The organism is Priestia flexa NBRC 15715 (assembly GCF_001591565.1).
GTDB lineage: Bacteria > Bacillota > Bacilli > Bacillales > Bacillaceae_H > Priestia > Priestia flexa.
On sequence record NZ_BCVD01000069.1, the window covers coordinates 1 to 19,826 of the forward strand.

Annotated in this window: 26 protein-coding genes and 1 riboswitch; of the genes, 8 read left to right on the plus strand and 18 right to left on the minus strand. The window is 37.7% G+C overall.

Annotated elements, in window-relative coordinates:
* Window positions 1-42 precede the first annotated feature (42 nt).
* From BFL01S_RS12310 to pgsB, 5 genes are read right to left on the minus strand one after another with little or no spacing between them, the layout of a single operon-like run.
* Complete coding sequence (locus BFL01S_RS12310; RefSeq protein ID WP_061785845.1) at window positions 43-240, minus strand: CapE family protein; 198 nt, start codon at window positions 238-240, stop codon at window positions 43-45.
* Window positions 241-256: 16 nt separating this feature from the next.
* Window positions 257-1,819 carry a gamma-glutamyltransferase family protein gene (locus BFL01S_RS12315; protein WP_061785846.1) on the minus strand — a complete coding sequence of 521 codons (1,563 nt, stop codon included), beginning with the start codon at window positions 1,817-1,819 and terminating at the stop codon, window positions 257-259.
* A 21-nt stretch (window positions 1,820-1,840) separates the two neighbouring features.
* On the minus strand, window positions 1,841-3,070 hold the full coding sequence (locus BFL01S_RS12320; RefSeq protein ID WP_025908233.1) for a CapA family protein: 1,230 nt from the start codon (window positions 3,068-3,070) through the stop codon (window positions 1,841-1,843).
* A 32-nt stretch (window positions 3,071-3,102) separates the two neighbouring features.
* Window positions 3,103-3,552 carry a poly-gamma-glutamate biosynthesis protein PgsC gene (pgsC, locus tag BFL01S_RS12325; RefSeq protein WP_025908234.1) on the minus strand — a complete coding sequence of 150 codons (450 nt, stop codon included), beginning with the start codon at window positions 3,550-3,552 and terminating at the stop codon, window positions 3,103-3,105.
* A gap of 16 nt (window positions 3,553-3,568) precedes the next feature.
* The gene (gene pgsB, locus BFL01S_RS12330) at window positions 3,569-4,750 is read right to left on the minus strand and encodes a poly-gamma-glutamate synthase PgsB (RefSeq protein WP_025908235.1); all 1,182 of its coding nucleotides are present in this window, start codon (window positions 4,748-4,750) and stop codon (window positions 3,569-3,571) included.
* Window positions 4,751-5,558: 808 nt separating this feature from the next.
* On the opposite strand from pgsB, the gene BFL01S_RS12335 reads away from it, so the two are divergent.
* From BFL01S_RS12335 to BFL01S_RS12355, 5 genes are all read left to right on the plus strand, one after another.
* Entirely contained in the window at window positions 5,559-6,101 is a 543-nt protein-coding gene (locus BFL01S_RS12335; protein ID WP_235859228.1) for a hypothetical protein, read from the plus strand.
* A 77-nt stretch (window positions 6,102-6,178) separates the two neighbouring features.
* Complete coding sequence (locus tag BFL01S_RS12340) at window positions 6,179-6,769, plus strand: TetR/AcrR family transcriptional regulator (RefSeq protein WP_061785848.1); 591 nt, start codon at window positions 6,179-6,181, stop codon at window positions 6,767-6,769.
* A gap of 24 nt (window positions 6,770-6,793) precedes the next feature.
* Window positions 6,794-7,132, plus strand: a complete 339-nt coding sequence (locus BFL01S_RS12345; RefSeq protein ID WP_061785849.1) for a DMT family transporter — start codon at window positions 6,794-6,796, stop codon at window positions 7,130-7,132.
* Between the two features lies 1 nt (window position 7,133).
* Window positions 7,134-7,448, plus strand: a complete 315-nt coding sequence (locus tag BFL01S_RS12350; protein WP_025908238.1) for a DMT family transporter — start codon at window positions 7,134-7,136, stop codon at window positions 7,446-7,448.
* Window positions 7,449-7,506: 58 nt separating this feature from the next.
* Window positions 7,507-7,692: a twin-arginine translocase TatA/TatE family subunit gene (locus BFL01S_RS12355; RefSeq protein WP_025908239.1), complete on the plus strand. Its 186-nt coding sequence runs from the start codon at window positions 7,507-7,509 to the stop codon at window positions 7,690-7,692.
* A gap of 62 nt (window positions 7,693-7,754) precedes the next feature.
* Here the strand turns inward: BFL01S_RS12355 and BFL01S_RS12360 are convergent, their stop codons facing one another.
* From BFL01S_RS12360 to BFL01S_RS12365, 3 genes are read right to left on the minus strand one after another with little or no spacing between them, the layout of a single operon-like run.
* Window positions 7,755-7,997, minus strand: a complete 243-nt coding sequence (locus BFL01S_RS12360) for a helix-turn-helix domain-containing protein (RefSeq protein ID WP_025908240.1) — start codon at window positions 7,995-7,997, stop codon at window positions 7,755-7,757.
* 6 nt (window positions 7,998-8,003) lie between these two features.
* Window positions 8,004-8,144, minus strand: a complete 141-nt coding sequence (locus BFL01S_RS20015; protein ID WP_224840046.1) for a YvrJ family protein — start codon at window positions 8,142-8,144, stop codon at window positions 8,004-8,006.
* Window positions 8,137-8,745 carry a sigma factor-like helix-turn-helix DNA-binding protein gene (locus tag BFL01S_RS12365; protein ID WP_025908241.1) on the minus strand — a complete coding sequence of 203 codons (609 nt, stop codon included), beginning with the start codon at window positions 8,743-8,745 and terminating at the stop codon, window positions 8,137-8,139. Before BFL01S_RS12365 ends, BFL01S_RS20015 begins: the two co-directional genes overlap by 8 nt.
* 194 nt (window positions 8,746-8,939) lie before the next feature.
* On the opposite strand from BFL01S_RS12365, the gene BFL01S_RS12370 reads away from it, so the two are divergent.
* Window positions 8,940-9,146: a hypothetical protein gene (locus tag BFL01S_RS12370; protein ID WP_025908242.1), complete on the plus strand. Its 207-nt coding sequence runs from the start codon at window positions 8,940-8,942 to the stop codon at window positions 9,144-9,146.
* Window positions 9,147-9,172: 26 nt separating this feature from the next.
* On the opposite strand, the gene BFL01S_RS12375 is transcribed toward BFL01S_RS12370, so the two are convergent.
* From BFL01S_RS12375 to BFL01S_RS12385, 4 genes are all read right to left on the minus strand, one after another.
* Complete coding sequence (locus BFL01S_RS12375; protein WP_025908243.1) at window positions 9,173-10,156, minus strand: Gfo/Idh/MocA family protein; 984 nt, start codon at window positions 10,154-10,156, stop codon at window positions 9,173-9,175.
* Window positions 10,157-10,546: 390 nt separating this feature from the next.
* The gene (locus BFL01S_RS20020; protein ID WP_035320136.1) at window positions 10,547-10,723 is read right to left on the minus strand and encodes a type II toxin-antitoxin system antitoxin; all 177 of its coding nucleotides are present in this window, start codon (window positions 10,721-10,723) and stop codon (window positions 10,547-10,549) included.
* A gap of 16 nt (window positions 10,724-10,739) precedes the next feature.
* On the minus strand, window positions 10,740-11,582 hold the full coding sequence (locus tag BFL01S_RS12380; protein WP_025908244.1) for an SPFH domain-containing protein: 843 nt from the start codon (window positions 11,580-11,582) through the stop codon (window positions 10,740-10,742).
* A gap of 351 nt (window positions 11,583-11,933) precedes the next feature.
* The gene (locus BFL01S_RS12385) at window positions 11,934-12,245 is read right to left on the minus strand and encodes a hypothetical protein (protein ID WP_061785850.1); all 312 of its coding nucleotides are present in this window, start codon (window positions 12,243-12,245) and stop codon (window positions 11,934-11,936) included.
* A 230-nt stretch (window positions 12,246-12,475) separates the two neighbouring features.
* Between BFL01S_RS12385 and BFL01S_RS12390 the strand changes: the two genes are divergently transcribed.
* Complete coding sequence (locus BFL01S_RS12390; RefSeq protein ID WP_025908246.1) at window positions 12,476-12,673, plus strand: cold-shock protein; 198 nt, start codon at window positions 12,476-12,478, stop codon at window positions 12,671-12,673.
* A 37-nt stretch (window positions 12,674-12,710) separates the two neighbouring features.
* Here the strand turns inward: BFL01S_RS12390 and BFL01S_RS12395 are convergent, their stop codons facing one another.
* The 4 genes from BFL01S_RS12395 to BFL01S_RS12410 all read right to left on the minus strand — a co-directional run bounded on the left by BFL01S_RS12395 (window position 12,711) and on the right by BFL01S_RS12410 (window position 16,830).
* Window positions 12,711-14,036 (minus strand): amidohydrolase family protein, encoded by a 1,326-nt coding sequence (locus BFL01S_RS12395; protein WP_061785851.1) that lies wholly within the window; start codon window positions 14,034-14,036, stop codon window positions 12,711-12,713.
* Window positions 14,037-14,539: 503 nt separating this feature from the next.
* A riboswitch (purine riboswitch) is annotated at window positions 14,540-14,641 on the minus strand.
* A 119-nt stretch (window positions 14,642-14,760) separates the two neighbouring features.
* Window positions 14,761-15,408 (minus strand): 5,6-dimethylbenzimidazole synthase, encoded by a 648-nt coding sequence (gene bluB / locus BFL01S_RS12400; RefSeq protein WP_061785852.1) that lies wholly within the window; start codon window positions 15,406-15,408, stop codon window positions 14,761-14,763.
* Between the two features lie 293 nt (window positions 15,409-15,701).
* Window positions 15,702-16,133, minus strand: a complete 432-nt coding sequence (locus tag BFL01S_RS12405; RefSeq protein ID WP_025908249.1) for a hypothetical protein — start codon at window positions 16,131-16,133, stop codon at window positions 15,702-15,704.
* A gap of 67 nt (window positions 16,134-16,200) precedes the next feature.
* Window positions 16,201-16,830 (minus strand): DUF1643 domain-containing protein, encoded by a 630-nt coding sequence (locus BFL01S_RS12410; RefSeq protein ID WP_061785853.1) that lies wholly within the window; start codon window positions 16,828-16,830, stop codon window positions 16,201-16,203.
* A gap of 228 nt (window positions 16,831-17,058) precedes the next feature.
* Here BFL01S_RS12410 and trhA point away from each other — a divergent pair, with 228 nt between their 5' ends.
* On the plus strand, window positions 17,059-17,712 hold the full coding sequence (gene trhA, locus BFL01S_RS12415) for a PAQR family membrane homeostasis protein TrhA (RefSeq protein WP_061785854.1): 654 nt from the start codon (window positions 17,059-17,061) through the stop codon (window positions 17,710-17,712).
* 32 nt (window positions 17,713-17,744) lie between these two features.
* Here the strand turns inward: trhA and BFL01S_RS12420 are convergent, their stop codons facing one another.
* Both BFL01S_RS12420 and BFL01S_RS12425 read right to left on the minus strand, forming a co-directional pair.
* Window positions 17,745-18,722: a TIGR03943 family putative permease subunit gene (locus BFL01S_RS12420; RefSeq protein ID WP_061785855.1), complete on the minus strand. Its 978-nt coding sequence runs from the start codon at window positions 18,720-18,722 to the stop codon at window positions 17,745-17,747.
* Window positions 18,723-18,732: 10 nt separating this feature from the next.
* The gene (locus BFL01S_RS12425; protein WP_025908253.1) at window positions 18,733-19,716 is read right to left on the minus strand and encodes a permease; all 984 of its coding nucleotides are present in this window, start codon (window positions 19,714-19,716) and stop codon (window positions 18,733-18,735) included.
* Window positions 19,717-19,826: the final 110 nt, after the last annotated feature.

A 19,826-nucleotide genomic window follows, 5' to 3' on the forward strand; every position in this document is an offset into this window, starting at 1 on the left:
TGTCTCAGTCTCTTTTAATCACGCTAACCGACGATGATTTACTTACTTGTTTAAAGATAATGAAGGTTGCTCAGTCGTTGTTTGCTGTTCAATTTGCTCCATCATTTTTAAGTTCTTTTCAATTTTTTGTTCTTCAATTGTTGATAAAGTTGTTGGATGCTTTAAAGCTCCTAACGTAACCACAACTCCTGCTACGATAACAACTGGGGCTACTACTCCTACAATACGTTTAACTACCATGATTATTCCTCCTCAATTATTCTGTACTTTTATCCCACAAACCATGCCTTCTTTTATCTGCGCTTCCTGAAATCGTATACTCATTTCTATCTTGAATGAGGGCTTGTACCCCTCCGTAAAACATCGGATTATCGGTTTGTTTCACATCATATCCGTACGTTTTCAATCGATCTTTCACATCATTTTCAAGTTCTTTTTCAGAATATAGCTTGTCAGAATCAAAGATGACGCGGCTTGACTGCACTGCTTTATCAATCGATTGACCACTGTCAAAATAGTTGCCTAGCACCTGCGTTAACACCTGTGGAATTCGGTTCCCTCCAGGTGTCCCGATTCCCATTACCCACTCATCTTCACCGCGGATAATAGTGGGCGCTGTGAATGTACGTGGTCGTTTACCTTCTTCAATTTTATTAATGCCTTCACCAAAAGTACCAAGCGTGTTGTTTAAAAAGAAGCCTTCGATGTTTTTTCCACTTCCGAAGAAATTACTTAGCGTATTGGTTGTGGAAACAACCGTTCCTTCTTTATCTATTACAACAAAATGCGTTGTACTTTCGTGCTCTTCTACATCGCTAACTTTCGTTTTTTTCGTACGCGTTTCATTAATTTTATTTCCTAATAAACGAACGTAACGATCATCGATCCAGTCTTCAGGAGCTTGCTTAATGAAAGATGGATCAGCTACTTTATCTAATCGATCTTGATAAGACACTTTCGATATTTCACCTAGGTAGTGGTTAAACAAGCTTGGCTTTTCATTCTTTAGTTCCCAAATTTGTTCTTCATCAGCAAGCTTTAGCATTTGAATAAGCGTGACGCCTGAAAACGGCGGTGGAGCACTAATGATGCGATTACCTTTATAGTTCGTTTCTAAAGGCTTTCGCTCTACTGCTTCATAATCGCGCAAGTCTTTTTTTGAAATCTCCGTCCCATCAGCGATTTCATCACCAATATCTCCGCGATAAAAAGCAGAAGCACCTTCTTCTTTAATCGTTGTAAGAGTCTTAGCTAAATCTTTTTGCTTTAAGACTTCTCCCGCTTCAATTGCTTCTTCATTCGGATAAAACTGCTCAAGCTCATCTTCATCTAAGTTTTTTTGATACGAAATCAACCTATCATGAAGATCTTGGTCCACTTTAAAGCCATCTTTTGCGTAAGAAATCGCAGGGTTTATTAACTCACTCATTGATTTTGTTGCATAGTTTTGGTGAATGTATTCCATCCCAGCGACAAAGCCTGGAACACCTTCTTGCTCATCTTTATCTGAATTCGGAACGACTTCGCGGTAATCAATAAAGGTAGAATCTCCATCAGCTGGATCAATCAGCATGCCACCACCTCCACCGACACCGGAGCCATATGGCTCAACAACGCCTAGTGCATAGGAAATCGCAATCGCTGCATCAACAGCAGTACCGCCATTTTTCAGTACATCCATCCCCACTTTTGTTGCGTAAGGGTCGGATGTACTAACGGCATACTCTTTTTTGGGAAATAAAAATTGATACGCTACGACGCTAATAATGAGAGAAAAGATGATAATGGCTACAAAAAGCAATTTTCGTTTTTTCATCATCTTTCATCTCCTTTAGTTGAATTATTGTTGTGTGTATGCTTCTTCTGTATTGTTAGCAGGAGCATCATCACTTTGGTTTTGACGTTCCTGCGATCTCTTCATTACGTGTGTGTGATCAAGTTTAATTTGAAACTTCTTATCCTCTTTTTCTAAACGACCTTCATTTGATGCGTACTTTGTTAAGTCGTTGTAAATTCGTTTCATGCGCCATGGATTATCTGTTGGCGTAGGACTACCTTCTTTAATAATCATCGGAATGACATCTACCGTAGCTTGGCCCTCTTTATTTAAGTTGTACTGAACCATCGCCGTATTTTTTGTACTTGACCAACCTTGGTCAAAGACAAAGTTTCCTAGACTATAGAAGATAATTGAACCATTATAAACATCAAATGACTGTAAAACGTGAGGGTGATGCCCGATGATGATATCTGCACCTGCATCAACCATTGCTTTTGCTAAGCCCTGTTGACGCTCACTAGGCTCTACATCGTACTCTGCACCCCAGTGCGCGTTTACAACAACTAAATCCGCATTTTCTTTCGCTTCTTGAATTGTTTCAAAAATAACATCTGGATCTGCATCTAAAATGCCTGGGTTATTCTTACCGGCCTTCATTCCTGCAACATATACGTCTGTGAAACCAACGGATGCAATCTTCACACCGTCTACTTCTTTATATGAAATATGTTTCGCTTCTTCTTTATTACGACCAGCACCGACATAGTTCATGCGGTTTTTTTCAAAAGATGCAAGCGTATCTTCTAGACCTTTTGTACCGTAATCCATCGCGTGGTTATTCGCTAGGTTTAATACATCAAATCCTGCATTTTTCATTGTTTTTAAATCTTCTTCTTCACTGTATAAGTGAATGCTTTTATCAATCTTCTCGTAAGAATCTTCGTCGTTTGTTAAAATAGGAGACTCATAGTTTCCACTCACATAGTCAGACTCATCAAAGAAAGGCTGAACATTTCGAAAAACAAAATCTTCTCCGTGACGGCTCGTCACTTCTTTGATATGTCGACCCATCATAATATCCCCAACCATCGTTAAGGTGATATCATCACTTGACTCTTTTTTTGCAAGATTAGGATCTTGAAGCGCATCCGAACGCTGAACCCAACCTGCTAGTGCCAAAACAAGGATTAAAATAGGTGTAAGGATAAGTGCTTGTTTTCCACTGCTTGGCTTCGTTCGTTTTATGAACATCAATACTTTTTCCTGAAAGTTTAGCTGCTTTTTCTTCACTGATGTTTGGCCTCCTTTCTTTTAACTTTTTATTAAAATAGATAATAAATTTGCATTACACCAAACGTGATTCCACTTAGCAATACTGTTGTTCCAACCGTTAATGGTACACCTTGCTTTTGCATTGAATTGGCGATTAATCCTGGTACGATAACTCCAATACCACGTAGCTCAAATACTTCAAATGGTAGGACAGGATAGAAATAATCAAAAATGACTTTAATTGCAATTCCTGTAATTAACATTGCGGTGAACTTACGACGTCCATATAAAATAACTACTTTTGAAATACCATAAACAACAATTACATATGTTAGTAAACTGATAACAAATACAACGACAATCATCATTGGCTGATCAAAGATAAGTGCCAAGTACCCTGGAACAATTAACCCTGCAGGTAGTACACCTGTTTTTTCCGTAAAAATTAAGCTGAGAGTTATCCCTAATACAAGGGCAATATATAAATCTGATCCGAACATGAAATGGCCTCCTAGATTAAACTGCTTTTTTCATCGTTTTCATTTCAATAATCGCTTCTACAAGTGGCTCTGCTGAACCATGAATATTTCCGACACCATAGACAATGCGATCTTTTAAATATGGTTTCATGCGCTCAAGAATTTCTTCTGTTGATGCACCTTCCATATCCCAGAACTCTTTCGTTGGTAACGTTCCTTTTGCATACGCATCCGCAATCGGTGAGGTTGTCTGACCAATTGCAATCATCACATCTGCTTCTATATAAGGCATTACGTCAACCGCGAATTGTTCTGTGCGATCGACACGGTCTGGACGGCAGTTCATGATAACAATCGGAAGCTTAGGGCTATAGTTCATAGAATCTACACGCTCCCAAATACGAAGTGTTGATGAAGCATCATTGGCTGCAAATCCATTTACTAAGAAAGCTGGATTACTTGTATCTCCAAACTTCGTAATTCTCATTGCACCTGGATCTGGCTGAGCGTTTAGCATTCCTCTCATTGCCGTTTCTTCATCAATGCCTAGTGCTTCAGCAACAGCTAAACCAATTGAAGCATTATCTGGGAATACCATGTAATCAAACTTACGTAAATACTCTTCAGAAATACGATCATTATCAGCAACGATTACTTTTGTATTTCGCTCCGCTGCAACCTTTTTGTAATACTCTAAATAAGGACCTTCAATTGTAACAAGGTGTCCATTATAAGGAATTGTCGCTAGGAAAGCTTGGGCAACTTCATCTAAAGTTGGCCCCATTACATCCATGTGATCCTCAAGTACGTTTACAATAACGCCCACTTTGGCTTGAATAAGCTGGTTTTGAAATGTAATTTGATAATCTGGCTGAACGGCCATACATTCACAAATAAGTGCTTCGGCTCCCATATCGGCAACTTCATTTACAACGCGTCGTTGCTCTCCAATATTTGGCCCTTCTTTACGACGGATAATTGGTTCTTCTTCTGATGTGTGCCAATAAATCATTCGCGCTTGGGTACCTGTTGTTTTTCCAACTGTTTTGTAACCTGCTTCTTTTACAATTCCTGTTATTAAACGCGTAACAGTTGATTTTCCTCGAATACCGTTAACATTTACTCGAACTGGAATTGAATGCAGTTTACGCAAATGTCTACGATACTCCCAAATGCCATAGCCTAGTAAAAATAAGCAGCATAGGACTATTAAGATCATCTCTTATCCTTCTCCTTCCAAAATAGCGCTGACCGCTAAAATTGTTAGCGTTCATCTGCGATTTCGTTTCTCTTCTCTTTATCTAATTTCATTTTTACGTTTGGGCTCGAGCACCAAATTCAACAGGTCTAAACCTACCACTCGCACGAAGAAACGGTCAATAGCTCAAACGATACATGTTTTTTGTATTGGTTATAAAGGGTCAAGGAGCTTTCACAACGCTGTCGTTTCCAAGCATTTTCTCTAGCATTCGTGACCATTCGCCTAATAGAAGCTCTTTAATCCTTTATTTTTTTTTATATTTTTTACACATTCACATTACGAAGATGCAATATCTTTAATACATGAAACATTCCTGTAATGTAAAACCCATAAAAAGATTACAAATGAATTTAATTTTACTTTTCACTCCATAATCTTTCTAATGTGATTGTTAAAATACTGATTTTTCACTAAAATGAGCATGTTCCTATAGTCATTAAAGAAAAAGTAAGATATATAATTTGATAGACTCATAAAGAGAGTAGTCAGAAAGGTTACACTGACTACCAAATTCACATACATAGACAAACTTTATAACCATTTCTGTTTTAGGAAGATAGATGTTCTTTTTCACGATTGAATTTTAAATATTTTGGGTATAAAGCTCGTAGACAAATATAAATTGCATGACAGAGGTGAATAAATAATAATCGACACGGTGCTTTATTTTTCTTTTACTGCTTTATATATTGCCTTGTTAGGTTGGGGCTTGTTTCTTTATAGAACGCGAACAAGTCATTCTTTTACATATTTTTTATTAGTCGTGATGCTAGGGCTCATTTATGACAACGGTTTATTAGCGATCGGCTTGTTTATTGGTGAAGGATCCACTCTTGAAACGCTAAACCTATGGAGATTTCTAGGTCATGCTTTCTTCACTCCTACTCTTGTACTTTTTGCTTTGGGTATTGGGAGGCATGCGAAACTGCAATGGGCTAAGAAAAACGTTACTCTTTATAGCTTTCTCCTTATTACCATTACCTTAATCGTGTATGAAATCACAGAGATTATGCATCAAACCCTTCAACCAGTCGTCGAATATGGCATACTTCGTTATACGCTAGTTGGCGGGCACAGTGGACCACCAATTATGGTTTTAATCGTGACGTTTATTTTACTTTTAGTAAGCATTTCACTTTTTCGCCATACTAAATGGAATGTGATGCTGATTGGAGTTGTTTTAATGATTGCAGGAAGTGCTATTCCACTTCCGATCGAGAGCGGTGCCGTAACAAATACATTCGAACTTATTTTTATGACAGCACTAATGATGACAATGTCAAAATTCCTTCTAAAAGAAGCAGGATAACTCTTGCTTCTTTTTTTCTAGTTTGATATAGTTTTCCCTACCGAACGTTAGGTAAATTGAAGAGGAGAATGTAAAGAATGGAACATTCATCAACTGTTGACAGAATAAAAGCTGTGGCAATGACAGCTTTTGGCGAAAAAGGCTACACTGACACTTCTTTAGCTTATATTGCCGAGCAAGTAGGCATAAAGAAGCCTTCGTTATATGCACATTTTAAAAATAAAGATGAGCTTTTTTTAGCTACGGTCGATGACTTAGTAGCTGTTTTCACTCAAAAGATGCAGAAGATCTTTGATGAACATAAAGATGCATCCGCTCCAAATCAGTTAAAGCAGTTTTTATTTCAGCTTTGTTTTGCGCTACAAGAAAATAACTTTGGACAAATGTATAGACGTTTAATTATGTTCCCGCCTTCTCACTTGCAAATCTTTGTAAAGGAGCGCTTTTTAACAAGCGAAGAGTTATCTGATCGATTATTAACATCCATCTTTGAACAAGGAATTGCAGAAGGAACAATGCGAGACGAGAAAATTGACCGCTACATTAACAGCTTTTATTGCTTAGCGGATGGGTTATTTATTCAGCGCTTTTACTACGATCAAGAGCGCTATTCTACCAAAATAAAAGATGCTTGGAACGTTTTTTGGTTAGGAATTAAAAAGGAATAAAAGAATGTTAAAGGAGTTTTATCCATGGCTTGGATTTATTTAATTATTGCAGGTTTGTTTGAAATTGTGTGGGCAATGGGCCTAAAGTATTCAGAAGGCTTCACTCAGCTTTTGCCTTCTGTTGTAACCTTAATCGCAATTGTCATTAGCTTTTTCTTTTTTTCAAAAGCATTAAAAGACATTGCAGTTGGGACTTCTTATGCCATTTTTACAGGTATTGGCGCAGCAGGAACAGCCATCATTGGCATGGTTGCTTTAAATGAAGATGCGAGCTTAACCAGAATCTTTTTCTTAGTGTTAATGCTTGTTGGTATTGTTGGTATTAAGCTGGTATCGAGTGATGATGTAAAGGAGGAAGGCTAATATGGCTTGGATTGCTTTAATTGGAGCAGGAATATGTGAGGTTGGGTTTGTTATTTTTTTAAAACTGTCAGATGGTTTTAAGCGCCTGCTTCCTTCTATTGGGTTTAGCGCATTTAGCCTTGCCAGCTTTTATTTACTTTCCTTAGCTCTACGAGACATTCCAATCGGGACTGCGTATAGCATTTGGACTGGTGTTGGGGCAGTAGGAAGCGTATTATTAGGGATGTTTCTCTTTAATGAAAAGAAAGATTGGAAGCGTCTTTTATTTATCTCCTTTATTGTCATTGGCGTAATTGGGTTAAAATTCACTTCTTAACAACATAATCCATGCTATAATGAACTTGTATTGATTCTTTGACTAGGAGACGATGACCATGAACCTTGGTTTTGGAGAAATTGCGCTGATTGTCTTTGTTGCTTTGCTTTTATTCGGCCCAAAAAAGCTTCCTGAGCTTGGAAAAGCAGCAGGAAAAACGCTGCGAGAGTTTAAGCTTGCTACCAAAGGAATGATGGAAGACGATGAAGATGATAAGACAAAGAAAACACAAAAGCAAGTATAACCCTACTTCTTAGTCATAACGCATAAACAAAGCAGATGCCCATGTAGACATCTGCTTTTTATTTACTGCTTTTGCTGACCTTCTTTTAAGACAGTTTCCCAAAATCCTGGTGTATACTCAAAGCTAAATTTCTTTGCTGCTTGTACAATTTTAACATTCAGCTCTTGCTTAATATCTTCACGTTCTGAGGCGCATGCGGCTTGAGCTGCGCTCTTCACTTTCGGAGATAGCCTTTGCAGAAGCTCTTCAACAGCTTTTTCATCATCTTTTTTCACTCGTTCAATTAATTTATAAAGAGTTGTCATGTAACATCACTTCTTTCTTAAATCACTTGAAAGATTTTCTATAGTTTCTTCCAGCTGTTTAATATTCGTTTCAACCCTCACTAACAAATAAAACGAGACCACAACAGGAAAGCCAACTTGATTAATAACGGATAACCATTCAACCATGTGCATCCCTTCCTTCTAATTGTTGTTTTAATCGCATAAGTGAGCTCCGATACTTAAATGAAATGGCCTGTGGAGAGACGTGAAAAAAAGAAGCAATTTCACCGTTCGTCCATCCTTCAACAATACGAAAATGCAGAATAAGCTGCTGCTTCCACGGTAAGGATACGAGCGCTTTATAAAGCGCTTCATCTTCGATTTGATTGCTTAAAAATGATCTATTCCACCAGTCCCGATCCACTACACCAAGCGTTTCGCCGTATGTTCGCTGTTCCTCTTTCACAACCGGCTGATCCAAGCTTTTTACATAGTGTGTCTTCTGATAAAGCTGCACTTTATCCCGTACAAAGTGCTTACACAACGTTGAAACATAAGCCAAAAAGCGAATTTCACTGTAAAACTGTTTGAATGCTTCATCTACTAACGACGCATATTGCTCGCTCTTGTGATGAAACGTCATTTGTAATAAGTCGTAGTGACAATCGTTTTTTAAAAAATTTTTTAATAAAGGAGAAGAAAGTGCTGCTCGATGTTTCCAGTAAAATGTAGAAAAAGATGTTTCTAAATACGGGGGGATAAGATGATGTACAGATTGATTAACCATATAAGTAACCTCCTATTTTTTTAAATATAGTAGATAAAAAGGGAAAAGCTGAGAAAAAAACAACAAAATAAGAACATTTGTTCTTGTTTATATTAAAGGATAGGTACACTAAAAGTCAAACTGTGGTTTTAAATCATGTTATTACCAATTAGTTAATTAAATATGTTAAAATATGGATATAAAAAGGGGTTATAATGACAAAAAATCTATCGTTCATGGGAAAAGTAACATTTTGGATTGGCTTCTTCTTTTTTGTGTTTAGCTTTTCTTCTCTTTTAGGAGATACCGACTTTAAAGAAGTAGTCCCTACTACTTCAATTGGGCTTATATATTTTTTACTTGGTGGCGCTTTGTTACTTGGGAGCCGTTTATTTCAAAAATCAACAAAGAAGCAGAGGTAATTCCCCTGCTCCTTTGTTTGTATCTATTAGTTATCGTTTGGAAAAACAAGTCCCAGCTGACTACGAACCTTGTCCATCACACGCATTGTTGTATATGAATTTTCAAATGAGTTTACAGCTGATTCTGTTTCGCCGCTGTTTAATAAATCAATAAATTCTTTTACTTCATAATACATTGGCGGATGGCTTTGCTCGACTGTGAGTTCTTCTACCGACCCATCGTTGTAGCGAATTTCTACCTTTTCAGCAGTATGAATTTTATCGATAATCATGCTTCCTTTTTCACCTTGAATTTCGCTTGGCAGGTGTGAGTTTGTGATTTTAGAGTACATCACAACAGCGTCTTTATCATCATATGATAGGGCTACAGTACCTTCTCCATCAACACCTGACTCCAGCATCACTCCGGTTGCCTTAACTTCTTTTGGAGCACCAAATAATGCAATCAGCGGATATAAGCAGTATACGCCCAAGTCCATAAGAGAACCGTTGGCGAATTTAGGGTTAAAAGCGTTTAGCACAATGCCTTCCTTGTATTTATCATAACGAGAAGAGTATTGGCAGTAGCTCGCAAAGTAGCGACGAACGGGACCAATTTTATGTAGATTTTCTGCAATGACTTTAAAGTTCGGAAGAAGCGTAGATTTCATTGCTTCCATTAATAAAACATTGTTGTTTTTTGCAGCTTGAATCATTTGCGTTACTTCCGTAGAATTGGCTGCAAGCGGTTTTTCACATAGAACATGCTTGCCGTTCTTCATGAATAGAATTGCTTGTTCAGCGTGATACGTATTAGGTGACGCAATGTAAACAGCATCGAGTTGATCGCTCGTAGCCATTTCTTCCAAGTTAGTAAACGTTGTGGTTACGTTGTATTTAGAAGCAAATTCCTGTGCGCGCTCTTCTGTTCTTGAGTACACAGCGGTTAATTTGAAGTCTTCTACGTGACTTGCTGCTTCTAATAATGATTCTGTAATCCAGTTTGTTCCGATGACGCCAAAACGAATCATTTTATTCACTCCTTTTTTACATATACGTCCTATTGTAGCCTGATTCAAATTAAAAGTGCAATGAAATCGTTTTAATATTTCACATTGAGAAGAATATAACTTTCTTTTCATATTTATAAAACATTCTCTTTGCTCGGTGTGATTTCCATTTCAGATTGTTCCCTTTCCGCAGAGCGAGCGCTGAGCTTCCTCGTATACTGCGGGGTCTCAGCTGTCTCACTAGTCCCGCAGGAGTGGCTCATCCTTCATTTCAATCATGAGGCTTTTGAATAAGACAAATCTTTAATGTGATTACTCTCTCCACTTCCCATGATATCCTGATCTTTATGTTCACTAACACGTACTTTTCCTTTACATACGAAAAAAGCAAGTTGGCATATCGCCAGCTTGCTAGGTTTCGTCACTTTGTTCTTTTCGCTTACTGAGTCGTCCTTCTTTACGCACAGCTTCACGGAGTAAAAATTCAATGTGTCCGTTGACGCTTCGAAATTCATCTTGTGCCCAGCGCTCTAATAGCTTATAGAGCTCAGGGTCAATTCGCAGTGGGAAACTTTTCTTTTTTGCCATTCCTTCTCACAACCAATTAGTATAAGCTACCTGTATTCACCACAGGCTGTGTTCCTCGATCTGAAATAATTGCGATCATCAAATTGTTGACCATATTGACTTTACGCTCTTCATCTAAATCTAGTATACCATCTTGTTCTAATTGCTCAACTGCCATTTGTGCCATTGAAACTGCGCCTTCAACAATTTTCTTACGGGCTGATAAAATAGCTGTTGCCTGCTGCCTTTGTAGCATGGCGCTTGCAATTTCTGTTGAATATGCTAAGTGCGTTAAGCGCGCTTCAATAACTTCTACACCAGCAACCTCAAGACGATCTTGCAGCTCTTTTGCTAATTCATCAGAAATTTCATCTGCATTTCCACGAAGCGTAAGCTCTACGTTTTCAAACGTATCGTAAGGATAACGCGTCGCTACTGCTCGAATCGCTGTTTCACTTTGAATCGCCACAAACTCTTCATACGAATCTACATCAAACACTGCTTTGGCAGAGTCTACTACTTTAAAAACAACAACTGCGGCAATCTCAATTGGGTTTCCTTCTACATCATTTACTTTTAACTTTTTACTATTAAAATTTCGAACTCGTAATGAGATGGTACGTCTAATTGTTAGCGGAACGGTTACGAACAAACCGCTGTTACGAATGCTTCCTAAGTATTTTCCAAAGAAAATAACAACTTGAGATTGATTCGGCTGTACAACCGTCACACCGGAAGCTAACAATCCACCAATAGCAATAAGCGGAAGTCCTATAAGCGGCACTTCTTGAATGAGCATAAAAACACCGCCAATGATGGCTACTAAAATCAACAGAATGCCCACAAAACCATTTAAAATCCACGCTTGACGCTCCTGCAAAGTAATCTCCCCTTTGTAATTATATCTTTTTCATATTATTATGATATCACTTTTAGAAATAAATGTAAATATAAAACTGGATAATCTAGCCTATCCTAAAAAATGCTAAGCTCTCTAAATTTAAGGAATGGATATCTTTCAGCAACATTGTTTTCACAGTCAATAAAAAACCTGAACGATTAAAGCTGAATTACTTATGTCCCAGCCTCATTATATGTATATAAAAATTATCGTTTATGCACTTTTTTTATACATCCGTGATTTAACAGGCTTTCTTATCAAGAAATAAGGGTTCCCTATGAATAAAAAGCAACGTATTTATACATTAAAATAATTAATTTCTATATTCTCTTATACATCATTTCCTATTAAGCCATTCGTAATTTTTCTAAAAGCCAAATGCATCCATTTAATTGCAGCTGTCATGACAACAATGACCATGATAATTTTAATAACCATTTGAATGAATCCATTTTCAATATAATTTTGCAGCATCTGACTACCGATATAAAAGCAACCGACTGCAAATCCAATGGTCATGATAAAAGTGGCAGCAACTCCAATACGCTGTTGCCAAGTTAGCTTTTCCACCACTTCTCGATTTGCCACGACAACATAAATTAAAACAAAAATAAATATTAATAGAGAAAACAAGTCTTCCATTCTAGTCGCCTCCCCTTCTTTATCCAAATTGTAACATATTAAGTTCTTTTTTGAAGTTAACATAGTTTTTTTCGAAAAAAAGGTTTCTTTTTAAAGAAAAAGTGTTATACTAGGTATATTATTTCTTGTTCGGTGTTAGAAATAGAAAGACTTTCTTTAAAGTGATTTTTATTGAAATTGAGCAGAGATAGTAATATATTCGTGGATTGTTCCACACAGGAGGTACTACAATGGTACAAGGTAAAGTAAAATGGTTTAATGCAGAAAAAGGTTTTGGATTCATCGAAGTTGAAGGTCAAGACGATGTATTCGTACACTTCTCAGCTATCCAAGGCGACGGTTTCAAAACACTTGAAGAAGGTCAAGACGTATCATTTGAAATCGAACAAGGCGCTCGTGGACCACAAGCTGCTAACGTTCAAAAGTAATAATTTAGAAGCACTCACTCTGTGAGTGCTTCTTTTTTTATCCAATTAATAGCTGATTCTCTTTCCAAAGAGCTGTCAAATTATGATCAGCTAAGCGTTGATGTGTCTCCTTCACACTAACCCACCGTTTTTGAGCATAAACAAAACGTGTCTCTGGAATTTCAGTCCATATCTCTGGCATTGACTGCACGTTTAAAAGTACGAAGTTTGCTTCATTTCCCTCTTCAATTCCATATTTCCTTTTTCCAATTAATCTTGCTGGAATACTAGTAATCATTCGAAGAAGCTGCTTTTGTTCTTCGGGACTCCCCATGTGAGCAACATATCCTGTTAACAAGCCAATTTGTAATAAGTCGGCTTTTCCAAACGGATGAAACGGATCATGAACGTTATCTGAAGCGGTCGCTACGGGAATAGCTGACTTTTGAAGTTCCTTAATTCGCGTTACTCCTCTTCGAATAATTCCTCGGTCTTCACGCCCTTGTAAATAAAGGTTCGCAGCCGGAAGCGTTACGGCCCCAATTTTAGCATCACGCATTAAAGTTAAAATTTTCTGAACTTTCTCTTCGTCCATTCCTGCTAATGAACATAGGTGACCAGCTACTACTTTTCCCTCCATCTTATGAGCAATGGTTTGCTCTGCCAAATAAATGATCGTGTCGATATTAGGGTTATCACTTTCGTCAATATGCAAATCCAATGGCAAATCATACTTTTTAGCGAGAGTAAACAAGGCATCTATATCTTCGTTAGGATGACTAGCTAAATGAGGACAGCCTCCAATTGCATCAATTCCCAACTCTGCTGCTCTCTCAACTTTTCTCATAATATAGTCATCATGTGTGTTTACCGACCCAAACAATGGAACAAGCTGAATTTCCATATATGGACTGAGCTCATCTCGTGCATCTGCTGCTGCTTGAAGCCCTCTAAATAGAATATCTTCTTCTAATAAACAATTAAAATCGATATGTGTGCGAATAGCTGTCGTTCCATTTGCTAATGCCTGTAGTGCTGTTTTTACAATACGCTGTCTAATTTCTTCTTCAGAAAACAACGCAATGCTAGACGCATAGTTTTCAACTGCTTCAGATAGTGTACCAGAAAGGTTGGGCACTTGAGGTAAAGAGTGCGCTTTATCCAAATGCATGTGCATATCTACAAAACCAGGTAGCATAACTCTCCCTTGAGCGTCTAAAGCCGTTTCTTTCCCCAAAACATCTGCGTGCAGCTCTTCAAACTCATCATCTTCCATATAGCCGTTTTGTAACACAATTGAGGTATATATTCCATCTGTAATTTTCACTTCAAAAAGTGCATGATCATGAATTAGCGGTAATCGGACGTTAACCAAATGTAACAATCTTAACCCTCTCCTCTATAATCTTTTCTTTTTTTGCAAGCGATACTATTCCTTCAGCCTATCGGGGAGCTGAAGCTCTTGTTTGCACTAATTCGCTAAATTACCTAAAATACCTTCTTTTTCTTTCAATAAATCGGTTGATTACTCGACAAATTTAAGCAAAAAAAAGAAGCAGTGTCCCCACACTGCTTACACAAAGAAAATGCTAGAAAATAGATAAATGTACTTCCAATGGTTAATGAGGGCTTGCAGAAATGCTAAAGCGTGTAGCTTCGTCTCCCTCCGCTAGCTTTTCTCCCCAGAAAGCTAGCGGCACACCCAACGACAAGCATACACAATAGATACAATAAGAAAAAGCCCAAAGCAAAGGTAGGCATCTCATAATAGATGAGCAAAAACCTACCCGCCTGGGCTTTTATCCCTTCGGTGTCATGCCGTTCTGTCGAAAACATTAAGCATGTAAATCGCTTGGACCAGACCTTTTCATGATGAAAAGCGGGAACCTAGATTTACTTTTTACTCATAGTCTTGTTATTTACGGTAACAAGGTAGAAACGTTCGATCCATATTATCAAACATATATGAGTGACCGTATTCAGCTTTTTCTTGATATAAAGATACCTCGTTTCGACATGCTTGTCAACAATAAAAACGAATATTTTAATTCACAATTAGTAATTCGTTCGTTTTTTATGTAAACTCAACTAGTTTTGGAGCAATTAATTTATTTGCTTTTCTCTCCCCACACATCTTCATAAATGAGATGTTCTAAAGAGCGGCGCTGAGCCCAATTCGCTTGCTCTAAAATCGGTTTTTCTGGATAATTTTCCGTATATCCGACGGACATGAGGGCTACAGGATCAATATGCGGTGGAATATTTAAAATGTCTCGCACATCATTTTTCTTATAAAAGCTCACCCATCCCATCGCAAGTCCCTCAGCGTAAGCAGCAAGCCACATGTTTTGAATGGCACAGGCCGTTGACATAATATCCGTCTCAGGTATTGAGTTGCGTCCTAGAACATGGGAACCGCCTCGCGTTGGGTCACATGTTACGCAAATCGTAAGCGGCGCTTCTTTCAGCCCTTGAATTTTCAACTCTAAAAAATTTTTTTCCTTTTGGCCTTCATAATGAATAGCTAATGCTCGCCTCTCCTTGTCAGCTGCCCACGCTAATTTTTCTTTTACGCTATCAGATGAAATTAAAATAAAATTCCAAGGCTGCATAAACCCGACAGATGGACCGTGGTGAGCAGCATTTAAAATACGATTAATTTTTTCTTCTGATACTTCTTTAGATAAAAACGTTCGAACATCTCGTCGACCATAAATAGCTTTATACACTGCTTCTTTTTCTTCATGATTAAGCATGACTTTTTCACCTCAATTTTTCAACTAGGGTATGTCAATCTATGATATTTAAGCCCTACTAGATGAAAATACAATAAGGAGTGTGATACAAATTCGTGCATTAGCGTTCCTTTTTGACCCAATAAGCAAGTAACCCCATCTAATCGGCTAATAAATAAAGCACAAAGGAAAAGGTAACTATCATTACCATCACCTTCATGCTTTAGATGATTACCTATACCGTTGTAACGACTTCTTTATTCAGAAAGTTCTTTATTTTCCCATTCTAACATGCAGTATTTTATTTGTATATACTATTGTTTGACACTGCAAATATACAAAAATGCTTGGAGTTCACACTGCATTTGCTTTAAGTGTGGCATGGCTTTTTGCAATAACTTTTCATGTTGTTTCTTATAGCTTTCAAACAACATTTTTTCAACCTTCACCTTTTCTTCATACAGAACATCTATTTTCTCTTCATTTCCCTCCAAAGAGATTGGATTCAGCATGGCAAGATCATAAATAGGTTGTCCATATTCTAATTTATTTAAAATGGAGCGTAATAACGCTTCATCATGAACATCTAATTCATATAAATAGTTTAGTAAACTTCCAAGTTCATCAATTATAGTTAAATCGAGTTCTGCCTTCTGGACATTCGCGCCTTCTACATATTGAAAGCAAGTTGTATTAACAGTTTCATATAACGTTTCCACCCTTTTGAGCGCTTCATCAATTGTCATGTAATGACCTCCTATACAGCATGGTTCATACAATTCTATGATGCAAGAGTTCATTTCATTACGTTCCTCAGCGGAAAATATCGATAATTTCTTCAATAACAGCAGCAGGATCTTCTTCTTGGGCAAATGACTTTATTTCAGTAAATGTAGGCTCAAAAAATTGATTATTTACCTCTTCAATATATGAGTAAACCTCTTTTGTTGCTTTCTCATTGTCTGAGAAAGACCATCTCTGCAGTTCAAAACCTTCCGAAGCATCTTCAACAGCTATAGGGCAACCGTTATCGGTCATTCCAAAACAGTACATCGGAGTCTTTCCACTTGTACAGATATCCTCTTGCCTGTTATGAATCTCGCCTTTATCTCCCCAGGCGGCAATTACTAAATGTGCACGATTAACCGCTTGAGTCAGATATTGGTTCGTTCCAATTCCAACGGCTTCCTGCTTTGAGAGTTTCGCTAATAATGTCTTATCTTCAGCTTGATAGCTAAACAAATAGACAATTTCTAACGAACCAAAGCCCCACCGTTGTGCTAACTGCATACATTTCTTTAGTTCCTCTTCACTTTGTTGAGTGCCTGTATTCATTGGAGATGACAAGATGAACGTTACGGTTCGATCATTTTTTTCACTCCAAGCTACTTTAAAAGAATATTGATATATTCCCTCTTCATCAAATATCGCTTCTCTTTTCACTTCCTAATCACCCTCTTCTCTATCATTTCATTCTATATGTATTTTGAAATAACAAAGGCATGACAACTTTTCTGTCTTTTCGGAAAAAATTATTTCCTCTTCTCATACATGCATTTTACAGCTATAAATCACATTCATCTATTGGTACAAGCCGTTGTTAAATTAGATAATTTTTAAAAAATGGTCTATAATAAGACCATATATTTTGATAAAGAGAGGATTTTGTAAGTGGCGAATACACATACATTTACAAAAGGTGAAGAGATTGCGAATGCAATCACGCACGGAATTGGGGTCATTTTAAGCATTGTCGGACTCACTCTTCTTATTGTATTTTCTTCATTACAAGGTACACCTTGGCATATTGTTAGCTTTACGATTTATGGAATTACCATGTTATTACTATATGTATCATCAACGCTTGTTCACAGCTTTCCTGAAGGCAAGGTAAAAGATTTATTTGAAATCTTTGATCATTCCTCGATTTATTTATTTATCGCTGGAACCTATACACCGTTTTTATTCGTCATTGTGAAAGGAACAATGGGCTGGACCCTTTTTGCCGTTGTCTGGGGGATTGCAATTGCAGGAATTGTGTTTAAAGCATTCTTCGTAAAAAAATTCCTCTTTATTTCAACAGTCCTATACGTGTTAATGGGTTGGATGATTGTCTTTGCATGGAACTCTTTAAAAGCAACATTAGAGACACCAGGCTTAGTATTGCTTGTTATTGGCGGAGTTCTTTATACAATCGGAGCTATTTTCTACGTATGGCGAGGCTTTCGCTTCCATCACATGATTTGGCATTTATTTGTACTTGGGGGCACAGTTACACATTTTCTGGCCGTTCTTTTATATGTATTACCGGTTGCGATTCAATAAAAAAGAGGCGATTTATCGCCTCTTTTTTATGGTCAAGACCCACCCGGTGTTACCAGTTGCTCACCTTGATACATTTCATAGACATACGGATTTTTTGGGCGGGCAATCGACTCAACTTTTTCTATCTTTAGGTACGGTAATGAAGCGCCATTATATGCTTCTTGGCCGATGGTTCCTTTTACTTTAATCCACTCGTCCGTTTCAAGCTTAGCAGCATCCGAAATGGTTGAAAGGGTTCCGTATACCGATGCATCCGCTACGCAGCAAGATAAACCAAATCGAGCGACTACGAATTGGTCCTTTTTAAACCCCTCTTCTCGATACACAAAGCCTTTTATTTCAATCGTCTTGCCAACAAATTTCCCAACGTTTGTCTCGATGATATTCATGATTGGAATATATTCTTTATCACTTACTACAATATGATCTTGCTTGACTAGCTTAGCTTCTAATTTTTCATAATAGCCTTCTGGTGCCTGCTGAGGTACGAAGCCTTCCGGGTGTTCTAAAGGAACTTCTCCATCTTCCTGCGGTTCTTCTACTTCCGCTCCTAGTACTTGATTCATATACTCTTCTAACTCGGCATCTGCGTTTTCCTGCAATTCTTGACGCTGCTCTGGCGTGGGCGTTTCTTTCACTCCTTCTGCAAACTTAATCCCTCTTTTTTCAGCCACAGAACTTCCTAATGAATGGTTAGGCAATAAAAAGCCAGTCATAATTGGCAGTAAGAATAAGAGGTAAATGAAGAAGGTCTTAAACTTCCCTTTTTCAAAATGATCATGCTCGCAAGCGCAGCTTCCCCCATCCTCTACCTTTATGCTGCTTCGCCAAATTTGCACAACTCCTAGGAGAAAGAATGTAATGCTAGAAAAATAAATAAACGGCATCATTTTCGGAGCAATAAAGTAAACCATTTGCTCCGTTAAAATAAGCTTAAACATTAAAAGCGCAAACCCAATTAAGAAAATGCCTCGGATATAGGTGATAAACTGTTCATCAATTCGCTTCATAATATCCTCCTCATCCCATTAACCATCCATAAACCATCACAACTCCGTAAACAATAACCGTAATCATTAGAATAAACCGGATAGCAAACTTCTTTTTGAAAAAGGCAAATAGCATAATTGTATTTTTCAAATCAATCATGGGTCCATATACTAAAAAGGCAAGCAACGCAGTCGGTGTAAACGTATGAGCAAAAGATGACGCAACAAAAGCATCTGCTTCCGAACACAAGGAAAGCACGTAGGCAAATCCCATCATGACTGCAGAGGATACGTATTCATTGCTGGCTAAGCTGACAAGAACCTGCCGATCCAAAAACGTTTGAAACAGGCTTGCAACGAGCGCTCCAAATAATAAATATTTTCCCATATCAAAAAATTCATCGCTTGCATGATAAAGCGTTTGCTTCAGACGATTTCCTTTTCCATGATCTGAATGAACGTGGACGTGAACATCCTTAAGCTGATTTTGATTACGAAACGTCCAATAAATTGCTAACCCAATGAGTAAACAAACAATCACAGCAAGCCCCATTCGACTATATACGATAGATAAATCTGATTGAAATGCATAAAACGTAGAAGCAAATACAATTGGGTTTAGAATGGGTGCTCCTACTAAAATAACCATTCCAACATGCAGGGGCATTCCTTTTTTAAGCAGCCTTCTTACAACTGGAATAATAGCGCATTCACAAACCGGTAAGATAGCGCTGACTACAACGGCTGATACGAGTGCAAGATACGGATTTTTTGGAATCATTCGCTGAATCGCTCGCTCTGATATGAACACTTGAATAAGTGCTGATGCAAACACACCGAGCAAAATAAATGGTATAGCTTCAAAAACGATGCTTAAAAAGATGGTATTGACGTTCAATAAAGATGTGGGAATAGCTAAGTTACTTGTATCTATATCAACAAAGAAAAAACAATACCCAAACAACAGCAGCAGCAACACTCCAACTAACTCTTTACTTACTTTTGATAGCGTCATACTCTATCATCCACCTCCGGCTGTTCTATCATTTCAATTAAGTATTTTTATGTGAATCTATTAACTACCATATGAGGAATAGTAGAGTATTTATGCTAGAAATCATAAAA

What these genes read in the sequence shown, in the direction of transcription:
- bluB (WP_061785852.1), bottom strand. Translation starts at nt 15,408, where the DNA reads ATGCTTAATCATGAAGAAAAAGAAGCAGTGTATAAAGCTATTTATGGT.
- BFL01S_RS12350 (WP_025908238.1), top strand. Translation starts at nt 7,134, where the DNA reads ATGGCTTGGATTGCTTTAATTGGAGCAGGAATATGTGAGGTTGGGTTT.
- BFL01S_RS12340 (WP_061785848.1), top strand. Translation starts at nt 6,179, where the DNA reads ATGGAACATTCATCAACTGTTGACAGAATAAAAGCTGTGGCAATGACA.
- BFL01S_RS12375 (WP_025908243.1), bottom strand. Translation starts at nt 10,156, where the DNA reads ATGATTCGTTTTGGCGTCATCGGAACAAACTGGATTACAGAATCATTA.
- BFL01S_RS12385 (WP_061785850.1), bottom strand. Translation starts at nt 12,245, where the DNA reads ATGGAAGACTTGTTTTCTCTATTAATATTTATTTTTGTTTTAATTTAT.
- BFL01S_RS12360 (WP_025908240.1), bottom strand. Translation starts at nt 7,997, where the DNA reads ATGACAACTCTTTATAAATTAATTGAACGAGTGAAAAAAGATGATGAA.
- pgsC (WP_025908234.1), bottom strand. Translation starts at nt 3,552, where the DNA reads ATGTTCGGATCAGATTTATATATTGCCCTTGTATTAGGGATAACTCTC.
- BFL01S_RS12345 (WP_061785849.1), top strand. Translation starts at nt 6,794, where the DNA reads ATGGCTTGGATTTATTTAATTATTGCAGGTTTGTTTGAAATTGTGTGG.
- BFL01S_RS12390 (WP_025908246.1), top strand. Translation starts at nt 12,476, where the DNA reads ATGGTACAAGGTAAAGTAAAATGGTTTAATGCAGAAAAAGGTTTTGGA.
- BFL01S_RS12355 (WP_025908239.1), top strand. Translation starts at nt 7,507, where the DNA reads ATGAACCTTGGTTTTGGAGAAATTGCGCTGATTGTCTTTGTTGCTTTG.
- BFL01S_RS12365 (WP_025908241.1), bottom strand. Translation starts at nt 8,745, where the DNA reads ATGGTTAATCAATCTGTACATCATCTTATCCCCCCGTATTTAGAAACA.
- BFL01S_RS12310 (WP_061785845.1), bottom strand. Translation starts at nt 240, where the DNA reads ATGGTAGTTAAACGTATTGTAGGAGTAGTAGCCCCAGTTGTTATCGTA.
- BFL01S_RS12370 (WP_025908242.1), top strand. Translation starts at nt 8,940, where the DNA reads ATGACAAAAAATCTATCGTTCATGGGAAAAGTAACATTTTGGATTGGC.
- BFL01S_RS12335 (WP_235859228.1), top strand. Translation starts at nt 5,559, where the DNA reads ATGCTAGGGCTCATTTATGACAACGGTTTATTAGCGATCGGCTTGTTT.
- BFL01S_RS12315 (WP_061785846.1), bottom strand. Translation starts at nt 1,819, where the DNA reads ATGATGAAAAAACGAAAATTGCTTTTTGTAGCCATTATCATCTTTTCT.
- BFL01S_RS12425 (WP_025908253.1), bottom strand. Translation starts at nt 19,716, where the DNA reads ATGACGCTATCAAAAGTAAGTAAAGAGTTAGTTGGAGTGTTGCTGCTG.
- BFL01S_RS20015 (WP_224840046.1), bottom strand. Translation starts at nt 8,144, where the DNA reads ATGGTTGAATGGTTATCCGTTATTAATCAAGTTGGCTTTCCTGTTGTG.
- BFL01S_RS12405 (WP_025908249.1), bottom strand. Translation starts at nt 16,133, where the DNA reads ATGACAATTGATGAAGCGCTCAAAAGGGTGGAAACGTTATATGAAACT.
- pgsB (WP_025908235.1), bottom strand. Translation starts at nt 4,750, where the DNA reads ATGATCTTAATAGTCCTATGCTGCTTATTTTTACTAGGCTATGGCATT.
- BFL01S_RS12420 (WP_061785855.1), bottom strand. Translation starts at nt 18,722, where the DNA reads ATGAAGCGAATTGATGAACAGTTTATCACCTATATCCGAGGCATTTTC.
- BFL01S_RS20020 (WP_035320136.1), bottom strand. Translation starts at nt 10,723, where the DNA reads ATGGCAAAAAAGAAAAGTTTCCCACTGCGAATTGACCCTGAGCTCTAT.